General features: G+C 67.2%; 17 protein-coding genes. 13 read left to right on the forward strand and 4 right to left on the reverse strand.

The window, feature by feature from the left end:
- The first annotated feature begins 31 nt into the window (after positions 1-31).
- A complete protein-coding gene (locus K0O64_RS10615; RefSeq protein ID WP_225933678.1) occupies positions 32-1,360 on the forward strand; it encodes an APC family permease in 1,329 nt (442 codons plus the stop codon).
- 18 nt (positions 1,361-1,378) lie between these two features.
- Here K0O64_RS10615 and K0O64_RS10620 read toward each other — a convergent pair whose 3' ends face one another.
- A complete protein-coding gene (locus K0O64_RS10620) occupies positions 1,379-1,975 on the reverse strand; it encodes a fasciclin domain-containing protein (protein ID WP_396931991.1) in 597 nt (198 codons plus the stop codon).
- 94 nt (positions 1,976-2,069) lie between these two features.
- Positions 2,070-2,726 (reverse strand): fasciclin domain-containing protein, encoded by a 657-nt coding sequence (locus K0O64_RS10625; RefSeq protein ID WP_096311098.1) that lies wholly within the window; start codon positions 2,724-2,726, stop codon positions 2,070-2,072.
- Positions 2,727-2,901: 175 nt separating this feature from the next.
- Here K0O64_RS10625 and dxr point away from each other — a divergent pair, with 175 nt between their 5' ends.
- The 7 genes from dxr (at position 2,902) to K0O64_RS10660 (ending at position 12,095) form a co-directional block, all read left to right on the forward strand.
- Positions 2,902-4,068 (forward strand): 1-deoxy-D-xylulose-5-phosphate reductoisomerase, encoded by a 1,167-nt coding sequence (gene dxr, locus K0O64_RS10630; RefSeq protein WP_096311099.1) that lies wholly within the window; start codon positions 2,902-2,904, stop codon positions 4,066-4,068.
- Positions 4,065-5,294, forward strand: a complete 1,230-nt coding sequence (locus tag K0O64_RS10635; RefSeq protein WP_096311100.1) for a M50 family metallopeptidase — start codon at positions 4,065-4,067, stop codon at positions 5,292-5,294. Before dxr ends, K0O64_RS10635 begins: the two co-directional genes overlap by 4 nt.
- 31 nt (positions 5,295-5,325) lie before the next feature.
- A complete protein-coding gene (gene ispG / locus K0O64_RS10640) occupies positions 5,326-6,465 on the forward strand; it encodes a flavodoxin-dependent (E)-4-hydroxy-3-methylbut-2-enyl-diphosphate synthase (RefSeq protein ID WP_164520193.1) in 1,140 nt (379 codons plus the stop codon).
- A 44-nt stretch (positions 6,466-6,509) separates the two neighbouring features.
- On the forward strand, positions 6,510-7,364 hold the full coding sequence (locus tag K0O64_RS10645; protein WP_096311101.1) for a GNAT family N-acetyltransferase: 855 nt from the start codon (positions 6,510-6,512) through the stop codon (positions 7,362-7,364).
- 209 nt (positions 7,365-7,573) lie between these two features.
- On the forward strand, positions 7,574-8,905 hold the full coding sequence (locus K0O64_RS10650) for a family 16 glycosylhydrolase (protein ID WP_220046356.1): 1,332 nt from the start codon (positions 7,574-7,576) through the stop codon (positions 8,903-8,905).
- 163 nt (positions 8,906-9,068) lie between these two features.
- The gene (locus tag K0O64_RS10655; RefSeq protein WP_225933679.1) at positions 9,069-10,175 is read left to right on the forward strand and encodes a glycoside hydrolase family 16 protein; all 1,107 of its coding nucleotides are present in this window, start codon (positions 9,069-9,071) and stop codon (positions 10,173-10,175) included.
- A 96-nt stretch (positions 10,176-10,271) separates the two neighbouring features.
- Positions 10,272-12,095 carry a penicillin-binding transpeptidase domain-containing protein gene (locus tag K0O64_RS10660; RefSeq protein ID WP_096311105.1) on the forward strand — a complete coding sequence of 608 codons (1,824 nt, stop codon included), beginning with the start codon at positions 10,272-10,274 and terminating at the stop codon, positions 12,093-12,095.
- A gap of 14 nt (positions 12,096-12,109) precedes the next feature.
- Here the strand turns inward: K0O64_RS10660 and K0O64_RS10665 are convergent, their stop codons facing one another.
- Positions 12,110-12,376, reverse strand: coding sequence for a hypothetical protein (locus tag K0O64_RS10665; protein ID WP_096311106.1), 267 nt, complete (start codon positions 12,374-12,376; stop codon positions 12,110-12,112).
- A gap of 164 nt (positions 12,377-12,540) precedes the next feature.
- Between K0O64_RS10665 and K0O64_RS10670 the strand changes: the two genes are divergently transcribed.
- Positions 12,541-13,455, forward strand: coding sequence for an NAD(P)H-dependent flavin oxidoreductase (locus tag K0O64_RS10670; protein ID WP_096311107.1), 915 nt, complete (start codon positions 12,541-12,543; stop codon positions 13,453-13,455).
- A 1-nt stretch (position 13,456) separates the two neighbouring features.
- Here K0O64_RS10670 and K0O64_RS10675 read toward each other — a convergent pair whose 3' ends face one another.
- Entirely contained in the window at positions 13,457-13,858 is a 402-nt protein-coding gene (locus K0O64_RS10675; RefSeq protein WP_164520050.1) for a QcrA and Rieske domain-containing protein, read from the reverse strand.
- Between the two features lie 43 nt (positions 13,859-13,901).
- Between K0O64_RS10675 and K0O64_RS10680 the strand changes: the two genes are divergently transcribed.
- The 4 genes from K0O64_RS10680 to K0O64_RS10695 are packed head-to-tail and all read left to right on the forward strand — an operon-like array spanning position 13,902 to position 17,527.
- Entirely contained in the window at positions 13,902-14,477 is a 576-nt protein-coding gene (locus tag K0O64_RS10680) for a DUF1707 SHOCT-like domain-containing protein (RefSeq protein ID WP_096312792.1), read from the forward strand.
- Between the two features lie 9 nt (positions 14,478-14,486).
- Positions 14,487-15,347, forward strand: a complete 861-nt coding sequence (gene map / locus K0O64_RS10685; protein WP_096311108.1) for a type I methionyl aminopeptidase — start codon at positions 14,487-14,489, stop codon at positions 15,345-15,347.
- Positions 15,344-16,849: a cobyric acid synthase gene (locus K0O64_RS10690; RefSeq protein WP_096311109.1), complete on the forward strand. Its 1,506-nt coding sequence runs from the start codon at positions 15,344-15,346 to the stop codon at positions 16,847-16,849. The genes map and K0O64_RS10690 overlap by 4 nt, the downstream gene beginning before the upstream one ends.
- A 9-nt stretch (positions 16,850-16,858) precedes the next feature.
- Positions 16,859-17,527, forward strand: coding sequence for a hypothetical protein (locus tag K0O64_RS10695; RefSeq protein ID WP_096311110.1), 669 nt, complete (start codon positions 16,859-16,861; stop codon positions 17,525-17,527).
- The last annotated feature ends 51 nt before the right edge of the window (positions 17,528-17,578 follow it).

Consider the following 17,578-nt stretch of genomic DNA (forward strand, 5'->3'; position numbering starts at 1 on the left):
TCTATGCTGCCGTCTCCGGGAATGGGGAAGCGTGACCACTGAGCATCATCACGGCTTGCAGAAGACCCTGAAGCTGCACTCGGTCGTGCTCTTCGGTCTGGCGTACATGGCGCCGATCATCGTTCTCGGCATCTTCGGCGTGATCGCCGAGAAGTCCAACGGCGCCAGCGCCGGCTCCTACCTGCTGGCGACCGTGGCGATGTTGTTCACCGCCCTGAGCTATGGATTGATGGCCAAGCACTATCCCGTCTCGGGCTCGGCCTACACCTATGTCCGCAAGTCGCTCGACGCCCGGCTGGGATTCGTTGTCGGCTGGGCGATCTTGTTGGACTACCTGTTCCTGCCGCTGGTGATCTGGCTCATCGGCGGGGCGTATCTGTCCGGTGAGTTCCCCGGGGTGCCGTTCTGGGTGTGGATCGTCGCGTTCATCCTCATCACCTCGACGCTCAACATCATCGGGCTCAAGGTCGCCGACCGCACCAACTTCGTGTTGATGACCTTCCAACTGCTCATCCTCGCCATCTTCGTCGCGCTCTCGATCGCGCATCTGGTCTCCCACTCTGAAACACTGGTCTCCACAACACCTTTCACGGGCGCGGGCGGCTTCGCCGCGATCGCGGCCGGTGCCGCCGTCTCCGCGTACTCGTTCCTGGGTTTCGACGCGGTGAGCACGCTGACCGAGGAGACCTACGACGCGGAGAAGACGATCCCGCGGGCGATCGTGTTGGTCGCGTTGATCGGCGGTGCGATCTTCGTGGTCGTCTCGTACTTCGTCACATTGGTCTCGCCGGGCGGCACGTTCGACAACGTCGACTCGCTGGCCGAAGACATCGCCAAGACCATCGGCGGCAGCCTGTTCGGTGCGGTGTTCCTGGCGGCGCTCATCCTCGGCCAGTTCACCTCCGGGCTCGCGGCCCAGGCCGCGGTGTCGCGGCTGCTCTATGCGATGGGTCGTGATGGTGTGCTGCCGCGACGGATGTTCGCGATGATCCTCGAGCGATTCCACACCCCGGCGGCCAACATCGTGCTCGTCGGCATCATCGGGCTGGCCGCGATCTTCCTCGACGTGGCCACTTCGACGTCGTTCATCAACTTCGGCGCGTTCACCGCGTTCGCTCTGGTGAACGTCGCCGTCATCGGTTACTTCGCCCGCCACCGCTCTGACCGCCTCAACCCGTGGCGCTACGTCCTGCTGCCGGCCGCGGGCGTCATCATCGACGTCTACCTGCTGACCCAGCTCGACGAGAAGGCCCTCATCCTGGGCCTGAGCTGGCTAGGCATCGGCATCGTCTACCTGCTGGTGCTGACCCGGGGATTGACCCGCACGCCGCCGGAGTTGTCGATCGACGACGCCGGCTGACGTGCGGGTCCCGCCAGCCTACTGCGCCGGCGGCATCAGCACCGTGTCGATCAGGTACACCGTCGCGTTGGCGGTGCGCACTCCACCGCACACCACGTTGGCCCCGTTGACCTGAAGGTGATCGCCCGAACCGGTGACGGTCAGCTCCTGGCCCTGGACCGTCGTGTGGGTGCCCACCACCTTGTTGGGTGCGGCCTGGCCGGGAACCACGTGGTAGGTCAGGATCGAGGTCAGCAAGTCCTTATTGGTCTTGAGCGCATCGATGGTGGCCGGGTCGATCTTTGCGAAGGCGTCGTCCGTCGGCGCGAACACGGTGAACTGACCGCCGTTGAGGGTGTCGACGAGGTTCACCTCCGGGTTCAGCTTGCCGGACAACGCCGCCGTCAGTGTGGTCAGCATCGGATTGTTGGACGCCGCAACGGCTACCGGCGCCATGGACATGCCACTGATTGAACCGGGGCCGGTGGGCACCTGCTGGGCATACGCCGCGCAACCCGGCCCGACCGGACCGCTGTGATTGTCGGCGACGGCGACGGGGCTCAGCGCCACCGACAGGCCGAAAGCCGTGGCTGCGGTGAGACCGGCCAGCGAGCCCGCCTTCTTGGACATCTTCATCGACATTCGATCATTCCTTTCGTAAAGCGTTGCGCTGGAAGAGGTTCAGCGCACCATTCGGGATGTGTTGTGGTCGTCGCGTGAATGGGCAGGATCACTGGGCAGGGGGCATCAACACCGTGTCGATGAGGTAGACGGTCGCGTTCGCGGTCTGGACACCGCCGCAGACGACCTTCGCGTCGTTGACCTTCAGGTCGTTACCCGACCCGGTCACGGTGACGGTCGCACCCTGGACGGTCTTGTGCTCTCCCACGACCTGAGCGGGACTCGCCTGCGCCGGAACCACGTGGTAGGTCAGGATCGAGGTCAACAGGTTCGAATCGGTCTTGAGCTTCTCGATGGTGGCGGGATCGATCTTGGCGAACGCGTCGTCGGTGGGAGCGAAGACCGTGAACTGGCCGCTGTCGAGGGTCTGGACCAAGTTGACGTTCGGGTTGAGCTTGCCCGTCAGCGCCGACGTCAAGGTCTTCAGCAGCGGGTTGTTGCTCGCCGCCACCGTCACCGGGTCCTTCGACATGCCGGCGACCGAACCCGGCCCCGTCGGCACCTGCTCGGCGTAGCTCGCGCAGCCGGGGCCGACCAGCGAGCCGGCCGGTGCTGCCGCCGCCGACGTGGTCGTGGTGGTGCTGGTGGTGGCCGCCGCGCTGGTGGTCGACGACTCGGCCGTCGTACTGGTGGACGAGCAGCCGGCGAAGAGTACGGCGGCCGCCGTCAGCCCGGCGGCGCTCAGTACGGTGCGGTGAAATGCCATAGATGACTCCCTTGTCGTGTGGATCTGTTCCGGTTGGTCCCCGACCGGTTTGGCAACGCACAGGCAATTCGGAAGCCCCTACGCCGAGGATCGGTCGGGACGGGTCCGTGTCACACATGTGTCACATCCGTCTTCTTGCTTCAAAGCACCCAGTCACACGCGGCACAATTGTTGGGTGAGCCCCGCCAACCGTCTCCGGGTCCTGATCCTGGGCAGTACCGGTTCCATCGGAACCCAGGCGCTGGAGGTCATCGCCGAGAACCCGGACCGCTTTGATGTCGTCGGTCTGGCCGCCGGCGGCGGGAACCCGGACCTGCTGGCTCGGCAGCGCGCCGAGACCGGCGTGACCAACATCGCCGTCGCCGACCCGGCCGCGGCCGAGAAAGTCGGGGACGTCACGTACAGCGGACCCGATGCGGTGACCCGGCTGGTACAGGAAACCGAGGCCGACGTCGTGCTCAACGCCCTGGTCGGGGCGCTGGGACTGGAGCCCACCCTGGCCGCGCTGGCCACCGGCGCACGGTTGGCGCTGGCCAATAAGGAATCCCTGGTCGCGGGCGGACCGCTGGTCGTCAAGGCAGCGCAGCCCGGCCAGATCGTGCCCGTCGACTCCGAGCATTCGGCGCTGGCCCAGTGCCTGCGCTCCGGCACCGCCGATGAGGTCGCCAAGCTGGTGCTCACCGCCTCGGGCGGTCCGTTCCGCGGCTGGTCGGCCGCACAACTCGAGCCCGTCACACCCGAGCAGGCCGGCGCCCACCCCACCTGGAACATGGGCCCGATGAACACGCTGAACTCGGCGTCGCTGGTCAACAAGGGTCTCGAGCTGATCGAGACGCACCTGCTGTTCGGCGTGCCCTACGACCGCATCGAGGTCGTGGTGCATCCGCAGTCGATCGTGCACTCGATGGTCACGTTCACCGACGGCTCGACGATTGCCCAGGCCAGCCCGCCGGATATGAAGCTGCCGATCTCGCTGGCGCTGGGCTGGCCGGCGAGGGTGCCGAATGCGGCCGCGGCCTGCGACTTCACCACGGCGTCGACCTGGGAGTTCGAGCCGCTCGACGCGTCGGTGTTCCCGGCCGTCGACCTGGCCCGGCACGCCGGAGCAACCGGCGGCTGCCTGACCGCGGTCTACAACGCCGCCAATGAAGAGGCCGCCGCGGCCTTCCTCGACGGCCAGATCACCTTCCCGGCCATCGTGCGAACAATCGCCGACGTGCTGCACGCTGCGGACCAGTGGGTCGCCGAACCAGCTACCGTGGAGGAAGTACTTGACGCGCAGCGCTGGGCCCGGCAACGGGCTCGCGAGGCCGTCACACAGGAGGTCGCTTCAATCCGATGATGTTCGTTCTCGGCATCGCGCTGTTCGCACTGTGCATCCTCATCTCGGTGGCGCTGCACGAGTGCGGCCACATGTGGGTGGCGCGCGCCACCGGGATGAAGGTGCGCCGCTACTTCGTGGGCTTCGGACCGACCCTGTGGTCGACGCACCGGCCCAACAAGCTCGGGTCCACCGAGTACGGCGTCAAGGCCGTCCCACTCGGCGGCTTCTGCGATATCGCCGGCATGACGTCGGTGGAGGAACTCACGCCAGAAGAGCGCCCCTACGCGATGTTCCGGCAGGACACCTGGAAGCGCGTCGCGGTGCTGTTCGCCGGGCCGGCGATGAACTTCATCATCGGTCTGGTGCTGATCTACGGGATCGCCATCGTCTGGGGCCTGCCGAATCTCCATCAGCCCACGAACGCGATGGTTGGCGAAACCGCTTGTGTCGCACCGCAAGTGAGCAAAGACAAGGCCGGAGACTGCACCGGGCCAGGGCCGGCGGCACTGGCGGGAATCAAGAAGGGCGACGTCATCACAAAGGTCGGCGACGCCCGGGTCGGCACCTTCGACGAGCTCGTCGCCGCGGTGCGCAAGGTGAACGGCCCCGCCGTGTTCACCGTCGACCGTGTTGAGAACGGGCAGTCCCGCGAGTTCACCACCACCGTCGACGTCACCGCGACGCAGCGGTGGACCTCCAAAGATGCGACCGCGCCGACCACCGTCGGCGCCATCGGCGTCGCGCCCGAGGTGTTCGCCCCCACGCAGTACAACCCGCTGTCGGCGGTGCCCGCGACGTTCGCGTTCACCGGTGATCTCGCCGTCGAACTGGGCAAGTCGCTGGCGAAGATCCCGACCAAGGTCGGCGCGCTGGTGCACTCCATCGGCGGCGGCGAGCGTGATCCCGAGACCCCGATCAGCGTTGTGGGCGCCAGCATCATCGGCGGCGACACCGTTGATCACGGGCTGTGGGTGGCGTTCTGGTTCTTCCTGGCCCAGCTGAACTTCGTGCTCGGCGCGATCAACCTGGTTCCGCTGCTGCCGTTCGACGGCGGCCACATCGCAATCGCGGTCTTCGAGAAGATCCGCAATCTCGTCCGATCGGCGCGCGGCAAAGTCGCCGCGGCGCCGGTCAACTACCTGAAGCTGATGCCCGCCACCTACGTGATCCTCGTCGTGGTGGTCGGCTACATGCTGTTGACCGTCACCGCCGACCTGGTCAACCCGATCCGACTGTTCCAGTAGGAGAACCCACGTGACTTCCATTGGCCTGGGCATGCCCGCCCCGCCGGCGCCCGTGTTGGCGCCGCGCCGACAGACCCGTCAGCTCATGGTGCGCGACGTCGGTGTCGGCAGCGACTACCCGATCTCGGTGCAGTCGATGTGCACCACCAAGACCCATGACGTGAACTCGACGTTGCAGCAGATCGCCGAGCTGACGGCCGCGGGCTGCGACATCGTCCGGGTGGCGTGCCCGCGCCAGGAAGACGCCGACGCGCTGTCCGAGATCGCCAAGCACAGCAACATTCCGGTGATCGCCGACATCCACTTCCAGCCCAAGTACATCTTCGCGGCGATCGACGCAGGCTGTGCGGCGGTGCGCGTCAACCCCGGCAACATCAAGGAGTTCGACGGGCGGGTCGGCGAGGTCGCCAAGGCCGCGGGCGCCGCCGGCATTCCGATCCGGATCGGGGTCAACGCCGGCTCACTGGACAAGCGGTTCCTGGAGAAGTACGGCAAGGCCACCCCGGAGGCGCTCGTCGAGTCCGCGCTGTGGGAAGCCTCGCTGTTCGAGGAGCACGGCTTCGGCAACATCAAGATCAGCGTCAAGCACAACGACCCCGTCGTCATGGTCGCCGCCTACGAGCAGCTGGCCGAAAAATGCGACTACCCACTGCATCTCGGCGTGACCGAGGCGGGGCCGGCGTTCCAGGGCACGATCAAGTCGGCGGTCGCTTTCGGTTCGCTGCTGTCGCGGGGGATCGGCGACACGATCCGCGTCTCGCTGTCGGCACCGCCGGTCGAGGAGGTCAAGGTCGGCATCCAGATCCTGGAGTCGCTGAATCTGCGACCGCGCGGTCTGGAGATCGTGTCCTGCCCGTCGTGTGGCCGGGCTCAGGTCGACGTCTACACGTTGGCCAACGCGGTGTCGGCCGGTCTGGACGGGCTCGACGTGCCGCTGCGGGTGGCCGTGATGGGCTGCGTCGTCAACGGTCCGGGCGAGGCCCGCGAGGCGGACCTGGGCGTGGCGTCGGGCAACGGCAAGGGACAGATCTTCGTCAAGGGCGAAGTCATCAAGACCGTGCCGGAAGCGCAGATCGTCGAGACGCTGATTGAAGAGGCAATGAGACTCGCCGAGGACCAGCGCGGCACGGATACATCTGCCAGCGGTTCGCCGGTCGTGACCGTAAGCTGATGGCGTAACCCGCCGGGGTTGTCGATCCGCAGAAAGTAACGCCCATGTCGGCTCCGCCACTGTTTCGTCTGGTCGACGAACGACGGGTCTCAATGGCGCGCGATGCCGCGGCGGTGGGCCGCGTGCTCGCCGACGATCCGGTGGGCTCCTGCATGGTGGCGGCGCGGGTCGCCGAGCATGGGGTGGAGCCGCAGGCGATCGGCGGAGAGCTGTGGACGCGCCGGCGCGCGGACGAATCGCTGTGTTACGCCGGGGCCAACCTGATCCCGCTGCGCGGTGCGCAGCCCGACCTGCATGCATTCGCCGATAAGGCGATGAGCACCGCGCGCCGCTGCTCGTCTCTGGTCGGGCGGGCCGAGTTGGTGCTACCGATGTGGGACCGCCTGCAGCACGCGTGGGGACCCGCCCGCGACGTCCGCGACCGTCAACCACTCATGGCGCTGGGGGTGGCGCCGTCGTCCCGGATCGACCCGGCGGTGCGGCGCGTGCGGGTCGACGAGCTCGACGCCTACCTGGTCGCCGCCATCGACATGTTCATCGGTGAGGTCGGCATCGACCCGCGTATCGGTGATGGCGGTCGGGGCTACCGGCGCCGGGTCGCCAGTCTGATCGCGGCGGGGCGCGCCTATGCCCGTTTCGAGCACGGCCAGGTCGTGTTCAAGGCCGAGGTGGGATCGCAGTCTCCGGTGGTCGGTCAGATACAGGGCGTGTGGGTGCACCCGGAGTGGCGTGGCCACGGGCTCGGCACCGCGGGCACGGCGGCCGTGGCTGCCGCGGTCGTCAACAGCGGGCGCATCGCCAGCCTGTACGTCAACAGCTTCAACGAGGTCGCACGCGCGGCCTACGCCCGGGTGGGCTTCGCCGAGGTCGGGATGTTCGCGACGGTCCTGCTCGACTGATTTCGTCACATTCACATTTGCCTGATCTGAGACGAGATCGTCCCACTCCCGCCTAATGTAGGTGCGACGCGATGTAAGTCGCGTCTATGTCGGGAGTTCGCGGGGGGGCCCTGGGGATTTGCGGTCTGCTCGCGTTGTCGGATCGGGGGGTCGACATGCGGGGTCCTGTTTCTGGTTTGCCGTGCTCGGGTTGGGTGGCCGGGGCGCTGATGGCGGTAGGAGTCGGCGCGTCGATCACCGTGGGATGTGGGATCGCGGCAGCTGACGGTGGGTCGTCCGCTTCGTCGCAGTCCAGTGCGGCCCATTCGAATCCGTCGTCGCGCACCACTGCTGCCACGCGAGGCCCGCAGAAGAAAGCGGTGGCCGCGCGGCGCACCGCGGCGCCGGCGGCGGGAGTCGGGTCCACCGGGCGGCGGGTCAAGGTGGTGGCAGCGCCGCAAACAACCGCCTCGGCAACGGCGGCGGCTCAACCGTCGGAGTCGGCTAAGGCCACCAAAAGCGCTGCGGCAGCGGCCAATCCACTGAGCATCTTCAGCGCATTCGCCCGCCAGATCCAGGTCACATTCTTCAACCGCACGCCGACGATCTATTACGACGCGTCCAAGAACGTCATCAACGGCGACGGCACGATCACCGGACAGGTCATCGGCAGCGACGCCGACGGGGACACGCTGAAATACACCGTCAGCACCGCCGCCGACGGGACGGTGGAGGTCGACGGCACCGGCAAGTTCACCTACACACCCGGGTCGGGCTTCGACCCGACGACCGGCGACATCTTCACCGCATCGGTCAGCGACGCCATGGCCGGTCGCTATCACGGTCTGATGGGCCTGCTCGTTCCGGGATGGGGCTCGAAGGCGAGTCTCACCGCCAAGGTGACCGGAACGATTCCGCCGCCCGGCGACCCAGGCACCGGAACATGGGGCACGCCAACGAGATCCGCGTTCTTCACCGACTGGTCGGTGCTGTCGGATTGGTGGGTCTACAACGGCGCGACCCAGCACGGCAATCGGACACCGAATCAGATCTCGTTCGCCGACGGCGTCATGACGCTCTCCGGCGACGCGGCAGGCAACGACGCCGGGATCGCTTGGGGGCCGGGTCAGAAGTACGGCGCGTGGGAGGTCCGGGTCAAGATCCCCGCCGGTGCACCCAACTACGACCCCGTGCTGCTGCTGTGGCCGGACGCCGAAAATTGGCCTACCGGTGGCGAAATCGACTTCATGGAGATCTGGGGCGACGGGTCCCGGCAGGCGGTGAACTCCGTTCTGCACTACTCGTCGACCAATCAGCAGGCGGGCGCGACCATGAAGGTGGACGCCACGCAGTGGCACACCTACGCGGTGAAGTGGACACCCACCGAGATCACCACCTATGTCGACGGCACGCCGATCTTCACCACCAATGACACCTCGATGTTCCCGCCCGGCCCGATGCACCTGGCTATCCAGCTGGACATGCTGGGCCCCGACATCTCCGCCGGAGCGCAGATGCAGGTGGCGTGGGTCAAAGAGTATTCGTTGGCGTCGATCGCCTGACCGACTCGAAAAAGTTGTCGGCTCAAATGAATTCCGCGAGTTGGCTTTTGTCGGCGTCAATTGGCGCTATCTTTGTAGCGCGACGAAGTCGCGCCAACAGGGGCCGGTGTCGGGGTGACCGCCGTGTGGCGCCCCGCGCCGCGCGAGCAGGGTAGGGGGAAACATGGGGCGAGAGTCTTTCACGCCGGCGACCTGTGCGGGATGGACCGGCGGTGCGGTCGCGGCGCTCGGCATCGGTGCGGCACTGCTGTCCGGGGCCGGCGCCGCCGCGGCGGACACCGCGTCGGGATCGGGATCGTCCCCGTCCGCGCATTCGGCACCCCGAAATGCGGCGGGCCCGAGCGCGAGCGGTCACTCGGCCCGGCCGGCCAAGTCCGCCGCGACCACCACCTCGGGCACGCGATCAGCCGCCACGCCGACTGTTCGCCCCGCTGCGCTGACCAGCTCGACGCAGGCGAGCGCCTCGCCGGCCAACGCCACCCCCGTCGCCAAGACCGCCACGCCGGTGAAGTCGCCGCTGCCCAACCCGGTGGCCATGGTGACCGCTGCGGTCAACGCATTCTTCAAGCAAGTTCAGACCTCCTTGGCCACGGCGGCCAGGACCGCCGCCCCGGCAACCGGAACGGCGGCGCCACGCACCGGTCCCGCCACCTGGGGAGCGCCGTCACGCACGGTCAACTTCACCGACGCCTCGGTGCTGTCGCAGTTCGTCGTCTACACCGGGACGTATCCGGAAGGCACCCGCACGCCGTCTGCGCTGTCGTTCTCGAACGGGACGATGACGATCACCGGCGACGCGCAGGGGAATGACGAGGGCATCGCGTGGACGCCGGGCCAGAAGTACGGCGGCTGGGAGGTGCGTCTGCGCGTTCCCGCCGGCGCGGCCAACTACGACCCGGTTCTGCTGCTGTGGCCCGACGCCGAAAACTGGCCCAAGGGCGGCGAAGTCGACTTCATGGAGATGTGGGACGACCCGACGCGCCAGACGGTGAACTCGGTTCTGCACTACGGCCCGTCCAACAAACAGATCAGGGCCAGCGTGGCGGTCGACGCGACTCAGTGGCACACCTACGCGGTGAAGTGGACATCCACGCAGATCACTACCTACGTGGACGGGGTGCCGCTATTCACCTCGACCAACAAGTCGCAGTTCCCGCCGGGCGCCATGCACTTGTGCATCCAGCTGGACACCATGGGGCCGGACATAGCCGCCGGCGCGACGATGGAAGTCGCCTGGGCCAAGCAGTACTCGTTGGCCGCCGTCACCTGACGAACCCTGCCCCGACGCCCGACGGCCCGACTTGAGGCGTCGGGCGTCGGTGTGTTTGCGGCACTTTCGGGTCACGGGCTCATAACATTTGCCCCAATGGCTACTTGCACCTCATTAGCAACACGAGTCACAGGCGTCATCTCGGTTTTGGCGGTGGTGGCGGCATCGGCGACGCTGTCGGCGTGCACCCCGCGCCCGGACGGGCCGGGGCCGGCCGCGGAGAAGTTCTTCGCCGACCTCACGAAGGGGGACACCGCGTCGGCGGCTCAGCTCTCCGACAAGCCGGCCGATGCCCAGGCCGCGCTCAACGAGGCGTGGGCCGGGTTGCAGGCCACCCACCTCGACGCCCAGATCCTCGGCTCGCGCTACACCGAAGACACGGGCAGCGTGAACTACCGCTTCACCTGGCAGCTGCCGAAGAAGCGAACCTGGACCTACGACGGCGTGCTGCAGATGATCCGCGACGAGGGCAACTGGCGCGTCCGCTGGACCCCCACCGGATTGCATCCCAAACTCGGTGAGCATCAACATTTTTCACTGCGTGCCGAAGCGCCTCGCCGGGCGTCGGTCAATGAGCTTGGCGGTACCGACGTGCTGGCCCCGGCCAACCTCTACCGCTATCAGCTCGACGCCGCCAAGGCGGGCAGCGCGCTGATGTCCACCGCGCGGGTGGTCGCCGACCAGCTGCGCCAGTTCGACAACACCCTGGACCCGCAGCGTCTGGCGGAACAGGCCAGCTCCTCGAGCGCGCCGCTGGATCTGGTGACGCTGAAACCGGCGGACCACGACAAGGTGGGCCAAGCGCTGGACATGCTGCCGGGCGTCGTCGTCACTCCGCAGGCCGACCTGCTGCCGACCGACGACCACTTCGCCCCGGCCGTCATCAACCAGGTGAAGAAGGCGGTGATCGACCAGCTCGACGGCGAGGCCGGCTGGAAAGTGGTCAGCGTCAACCAGAACGGCGCCGACATCGACGTGCTGCACGAGGTCGCGCCGACCCCGGCGCCGTCGATCTCCATCACGCTGGACCGCGCGGTGCAGAACGCCGCGCAGCACGCCGTCGACACCCAGGGCCGCAAGGCGATGCTGGTGGTGATCAAGCCGTCGACCGGTGAAATCCTCGGTGTCGCGCAGAACGCGGCGGCCGACGCCGACGGCCCGGCGGCCACCACCGGCCTGTACCCGCCGGGTTCGACCTTCAAGATCATCACCGCCGGCGCGGCCATCGACCGCAACATGGCCACGCCCAACACCCTGCTCGGCTGCCCGGGTGAGATCGACATCGGCCACCGAACGGTGCCGAACTACAACAAGTTCGACCTCGGCACGGTCCCGATGTCCAAGGCGTTCGCGAACTCGTGCAACACCACGTTCGCCGAACTGGCCAGCCGGATGCCCCCGACCGCGCTGACCGTCGCCGCCTCGCAGTACGGCATCGGCCCGGACTACACGATCGATGGATTGACCACGGTCACCGGCACGGTGCCGCCGACGGTGAACCTGGCCGAACGCACCGAGGACGGTTTCGGCCAAGGCAAGGTCCTGGTCACGCCCTTCGGAATGGCACTGGTGGCCGCGACCGTGGCGGCGGGCAAGACGCCCAGCCCGCACCTGATTGTGGGCAGCCAGACCGCCGAGACCGGTGATCATCCGCCGATCTCGCCGGCCATGCTCGACGGCTTGCGCCCGATGATGCGATTGGTGGTGACCAACGGCACCGCCAAGGACATCAACGACGCCGGCGACGTGCGCGGTAAGACGGGGGAGGCGGAGTTCGAGGGCGGCTCGCACGCCTGGTTCGCCGGCTACCGCGGTGACATGGCGTTCGCGGCGCTGATCGTGGGTGGCGGTAGTTCGGAGTATGCCGTCCGGATGGTCAAGATGATGCTGCAGGAGCTTCCCGCCGACTATCTGGCCTGACCGCGGGTCCGGCCTCAGAACGCCGGCAACTGCAGCAGGCTGTCGTTCCAGTGGTCGTCGTGACCGTAGCTCCGCAGATACTTGTCCCGCCGCAGGGCCCTGGACCTGAACAGGTCGAAGACGCCGACCTCTGAGTGGTAGTCATCGCCCGCGATATACGCGGTGTCGCCGCGGCCGAGTCGGTTGACCATCTGCTCGCGCCGGCAGCTCCCGATGTCACCGCCGACGCGGTACTGAACCTCCACGACGTGGCGATAGTCGTCACTGTGGGATGGCGACATGCGGCGAGCAATTATTTGATAGCGCATCGTGAGACCTCCAAATATGCAGCTAGAAGATGTGCAAGTCAGTATATATCCGTTGCCAGAATTGCACCTGCATGTTCAAAACGTTCGCGGGTCGTTGCCTGGTCGAGACCGGAGCTTCCCGGGTGTTTAGATGAGGCGTGACCAACCGGATTCAGAGTTTGCTCGGGGTCACCTACCCCGTGGTTCAAGCGCCGATGACCTACATCGCGCGTGCGTCGCTCGCCGCCGCGGTGTCCGAGGCCGGCGGACTCGGGGTGATCGAAACCCTCACGCCGGAAGGTCGCGCCGATTTGCTCCGGGTGCGCGATCTCACCGACCTTCCGGTCGGCGCGAACCTGATGATCCAAGGATGGAAGCGGGATCCGTCGATCGTCGATGTACTGGCCGAGGCGAACGTCCGGCATGTCTTCACCTCCGCGGGCGACCCGGCCTTGTTCACCGCGCGACTGCACGACGCGAGCATGACGGTGGTGCACGTGGTGGGTTCGCTGAAAGGGGCGTTGAAGGCTGTCGACGCCGGCGTGGATGCGTTGGTGGTCGAGGGCGTCGAGGGTGGCGGTTTCAAGTCGGCGCTCGGGGCGTCCACCCTGGTGTTGCTCCCGCTGATCGCCGAACAGGTCGATCTGCCGCTGATCGCGGCCGGTGGAATCTGCGACGCCCGCTCGGCTGCCGCCGCGGTGGTGCTGGGTGCCGAGGGTGTGCAGATGGGCACCCGGATGCTGGCCAGCCGGGAGGCGGCCGTGCACGCGAACTTCAAGGACGCCATCGTCGCCGCCGACGACTCCGGGACGATCCTGCTCGACTTGCCCGGTAATCCGACGATGCGGGTGTTGCATGTCGGTCTGGCTCGCCGGGTGTCGACCGAAGGCGCGACCGCGCCGCTGATCAGCGGCGTGACCGAGCTCTACTTTGAAGGCGACATGGAGGCCAGTGTGGCCAACACCGGCCAGGTCTCGTCACGCATCGGCCAGGTTCTCCCGGTCGCCGACATCGTCCGCGACACCTGGCTGGGCGCGCAGGACGTGCTGACCGGGGCGGCCGCCCGGCTCTGAGTCAGCCGGCGACGACGTTGCCGCCGGCGACCTTGACCGCCACCGCGGTCAACGGCGTCATGGCCGGCCCGCGCAGCACCGCGCCGTCGAGGCCGAAACGGCTGCCGTGACACGGGCAGTCGAGCCTGCCGTCGGTGACCGAGGACAGCTTGCAGCCGGCATGGGTGCACCGGGCGACGAACGCGTCGAAGACCCCGGCTGTCGGCTGAGTCACCACGGTGTCGCCGACGACCTTGCCCGAGCCCACCGGGATCTCGGTGGTGGCGGCCAGAACCTGACCCGGCGCTGCGGTCGTCGGCGGTGCGACGAGTTCACCGGTGTTGGCGTTGCAGCCGGCGATCGGTACGACGGCGGCCCCGATCAGGACGGTTCGGCGCGGCAGCCCAGAGATCGACGCACTCATCGGCCCAGGCTAGCCGAGGTGGAACAGGTACCGTGGAATGGCCATGACTGGAATCGAGCACACCCCTGGGCTGCGGGTTTCCGACGCTGATCGCAACGGAACGCTGCGGCGGCTGCACAACGCCGTCGCGCTGGGGCTGATCGATATCGGCGAATTCGAGGAGCGTTCGGCGCAGGTGTCGGCGGCCCGGATGCACGAAGATCTCAACGCTCTGGTCGACGATCTGCCCGGGCCGGGCGCCATCGTCACCTCGGCGGCGGACCGGGTGGAACTCCGGGGCTGGATGGGCTCGCTCAAGCGGCACGGGGAGTGGACCGTGCCGACCCGGCTGGCGCTGGTGCGCCGCGTCGGCTCGGTCGACCTCGACCTGACCAACGCCCGGTTCGCCGGACCCGTCGTGGTGATCGAACTCGATCTGGTGCGCGGGTCGCTCGATCTCCGGTTGCCCGACGGTGCCAGTGCATCGATTGACGATGTCACGGTCTACGCCGGCAGTGCCCGTGACCGCCGCAAGGAACCTCCGGCCGAGGGCAGCCCGCATGTCGTGCTCACCGGGCGGGTGGTGATGGGGTCGGTCAACGTCCGCGGTCCCAAGCGCCCGCTGTTGCGGCGCCATTAGGCTGGCGACATGGCTGTACGCACTGCACTCCGGCCCGGAGTGGTCTCACCAGAACTGCCGGTCCCCACGGCGATCGAGCGGCCCGAATACGTCGGCAAGTCGACCGTCGCCGAAGGCAGCGAACCGTGGGTCCAGACCCCCGAGGTCATCGAGAAGATGCGCATCGCCGGGCGGATCGCCGCCGGGGCGCTGGCCGAGGCAGGCAAGGCGGTCGCACCCGGGGTCACCACCGACGAGCTGGATCGCATCGCCCACGACTACATGATCGATCACGGCGCCTACCCGTCGACCTTGTACTACAAGGGATTTCCGAAGTCGTGCTGCACATCGCTCAACGAGATCATCTGCCACGGCATCCCGGACTCGACCGTTATCGAGGACGGCGACATCGTCAACATCGATGTCACCGCGTACATCAACGGTGTACACGGCGACACCAATGCCACGTTCCTGGCCGGTGACGTCAGCGAGGAGCACCGCCTGCTTGTCGAGCGCACCCACGAGGCGACGATGCGCGCCATCAAGGCGGTCAAACCCGGCCGGGCATTGTCGGTCGTCGGCCGGGTGATCGAGGCATACGCAAATCGCTTCGGCTACAACGTGGTTCGCGACTTCACCGGCCATGGCATCGGCACCACGTTCCACAACGGTCTGGTGGTGCTGCACTATGACCAGCCCGAGGTGGAGACCGTGCTGGAGCCGGGGATGACGTTCACCATCGAGCCGATGATTAACCTCGGGGCACTGGACTACGAGATCTGGGACGACGGCTGGACGGTGGCCACCAAAGACCGTAAGTGGACGGCGCAATTCGAGCACACCCTGGTCGTCACCGAGGATGGCGCGGAAATACTGACGCTCGCACCGTGACTGGCGGCGCGCTGCTGATCGCGGGCACCACCTCGGACGCCGGCAAGTCGATGGTCGTCGCCGGCTTGTGCCGATTGTTGGCGCGCAAGGGAATTCGGGTGGCGCCGTTCAAGGCGCAGAACATGAGCAACAACTCGGTGGTCACCGTCGACGGCGGCGAGATCGGCCGGGCCCAGGGCATGCAGGCCCGCGCGGCGGGCCTGGCGCCCAGCACCCGATTCAACCCGGTGCTGCTCAAACCCGGCAGTGACCGCACCTCGCAGCTGGTGGTCAAGGGCCACCCGGTGGCGCAGGTGAGCGCGCGCGACTACATCGAGCACCGTGACCGCCTTGCCGGAGTGGTTGCCGATGAATTGGCATCGCTGCGAGCCGAATTCGATGTCGTGTTGTGTGAAGGCGCGGGCTCGCCGGCCGAGATCAACTTGCGGGCAACGGATCTGGCCAACATGGGCTTGGCGCGCGCGGCCAACCTTCCCGTGGTGATCGTGGGCGACATCGATCGCGGTGGGCTGCTGGCCCACTTGTTCGGCACGGTCGCCGTCCTGTCGCCGGAAGACCAGGCGCTGATCGCGGGCTTTATCGTCAACAAGTTTCGCGGCGACCCCGCGCTGCTGGCGCCGGGCCTCGACCAGCTCGCCGAGCTCACCGGGCGCCCCACCTACGGCATCGTCCCGTACAGCGACGAACTGTGGCTGGACGCGGAGGACTCGGTGTCGGTGGTGGCCGGCCACGTCGTCGGGGTTCCGGCGCCGCCGCGCGGCGAGCAGTGGCTGCGGGTCACGGCGATCCGGCTGCCGCGCATCTCCAATTCCACCGACATCGAAGCGCTGGCCTGCGAACCCGGGGTGCTGGTCCGGTGGGCGAGCGAGCCCGCCGAGCTGGCCGACGCCGATGTCGTCGTCATCCCCGGCAGCAAGGCCACCGTCGCCGACTTGATGTGGTTGCGGGAACGAGGGCTGGCCGACGCGATCATCGCGCACGCATCCGCGGGCCGCCCGGTACTGGGCATCTGCGGCGGCTTTCAGATGCTGGGGCACCGGATCGGCGACACCGTCGAAACCCGCTCCGGCGATGTGGCGGGGCTGGGACTGCTCGACCTGGACGTCGATTTCGCGCCGGAGAAGGTGCTGCGGCACTGGCAGAGTCCATTGAGCGGCTACGAAATCCATCACGGCCGGGTGTCCCGCTGCGGCGAGGACGGCTGGTTCGACGCCGACGGCAGCGCCCAGGGCTACGTCCGCGGCGCGGTGTTCGGCACCCATTGGCATGGCCTGTTGGACAACGACGAATTCCGGCGCGACTGGCTCACCACCGCCGCCGCGTCCGCCGGACGATCCGGTTTCGAGGTTGCGGCCGACACCCAGGTGCCCGCCCGCCGGGATGCCCAGCTTGATCTGATGGCCGATCTACTCGTCGAGCACGTCGACATCGACGCGCTGTTGTCACTGCTCAACGGTGGCGGTGCCGTGCGACCGACGGTGAGTACCCGATTGCACCGGTAGCCTGAAACGATGTCGGGTCGGGCGCTTGGAGCTGTCGCAGCGGTGGGCGCGGTGTTGCTGGCCGGCTGCGGCTCGACCGTGTCCGGTACCGCGACGTGGCCGGGCGCCACACTGGAGAAGGCCGCGCTGGGCCCGGGCGATTTCCCGCCCGGCGTGCAGTACGACCGCATCGTCGAACAACTCGGCCAACCGGACAACTCCGGTAGTCCGCCGTCGATGCGGTCCCGCCCCGAGGGCTGTGCCAATGCCCTGACCAATGTCATCGCCGACTCGGCCGAGCGCGGGCCGGGCAGCGCGGCGAAATACTCGGCTTCCTACAACGGTGCCCGCATCGTGATGACGGTGCTGTCGTGGCCGTTGGATCTGGACAGGCTCGAGGCAGCCGCCGGCCGCTGCGCGAAGTTCGAGACGTACTTCGACACCAACAGCAAGGGCATCCCCATCACCACCACCGACCTCCCCGGCTTGAGTGACGACGCATTGGCATACCAGCAAACGATGCAGCTGATGGGTTCGGCCAGTAGTGTTTACATGGCATTCCAGAATGTGGGCAGGTATGGAGTTTTCGGAATCGCTTTTCCCACACCTGATCCCAGCATCGACGCCAAAGCGTCACTGCCACAGACATTTCTGGATGTATTTGCCAAACAGTCTGTGAAGATCCGTCGCGCGACCTGAGTAGGAGATGAGGAACCCTGCGGAAACTGCCTCGTGAAAGCCACTTTCGCA

This window comes from Mycolicibacterium pallens (assembly GCF_019456675.1).
In the GTDB taxonomy this organism is placed as follows: Bacteria; Actinomycetota; Actinomycetes; order Mycobacteriales; family Mycobacteriaceae; genus Mycobacterium; species Mycobacterium crocinum.

Excerpts from the sequence above, each read along its gene's own strand:
- K0O64_RS10620 (WP_396931991.1), bottom strand. The coding sequence starts at position 1,975 with ATGAAGATGTCCAAGAAGGCGGGCTCGCTGGCCGGTCTCACCGCAGCC.
- K0O64_RS10625 (WP_096311098.1), bottom strand. The coding sequence starts at position 2,726 with ATGGCATTTCACCGCACCGTACTGAGCGCCGCCGGGCTGACGGCGGCC.
- K0O64_RS10635 (WP_096311100.1), top strand. The coding sequence starts at position 4,065 with ATGATGTTCGTTCTCGGCATCGCGCTGTTCGCACTGTGCATCCTCATC.
- ispG (WP_164520193.1), top strand. The coding sequence starts at position 5,326 with ATGCCCGCCCCGCCGGCGCCCGTGTTGGCGCCGCGCCGACAGACCCGT.
- K0O64_RS10645 (WP_096311101.1), top strand. The coding sequence starts at position 6,510 with ATGTCGGCTCCGCCACTGTTTCGTCTGGTCGACGAACGACGGGTCTCA.
- K0O64_RS10650 (WP_220046356.1), top strand. The coding sequence starts at position 7,574 with ATGGCGGTAGGAGTCGGCGCGTCGATCACCGTGGGATGTGGGATCGCG.
- K0O64_RS10655 (WP_225933679.1), top strand. The coding sequence starts at position 9,069 with ATGGGGCGAGAGTCTTTCACGCCGGCGACCTGTGCGGGATGGACCGGC.
- K0O64_RS10660 (WP_096311105.1), top strand. The coding sequence starts at position 10,272 with ATGGCTACTTGCACCTCATTAGCAACACGAGTCACAGGCGTCATCTCG.
- K0O64_RS10665 (WP_096311106.1), bottom strand. The coding sequence starts at position 12,376 with ATGTCGCCATCCCACAGTGACGACTATCGCCACGTCGTGGAGGTTCAG.
- K0O64_RS10675 (WP_164520050.1), bottom strand. The coding sequence starts at position 13,858 with ATGAGTGCGTCGATCTCTGGGCTGCCGCGCCGAACCGTCCTGATCGGG.
- K0O64_RS10680 (WP_096312792.1), top strand. The coding sequence starts at position 13,902 with ATGACTGGAATCGAGCACACCCCTGGGCTGCGGGTTTCCGACGCTGAT.
- map (WP_096311108.1), top strand. The coding sequence starts at position 14,487 with ATGGCTGTACGCACTGCACTCCGGCCCGGAGTGGTCTCACCAGAACTG.
- K0O64_RS10695 (WP_096311110.1), top strand. The coding sequence starts at position 16,859 with ATGTCGGGTCGGGCGCTTGGAGCTGTCGCAGCGGTGGGCGCGGTGTTG.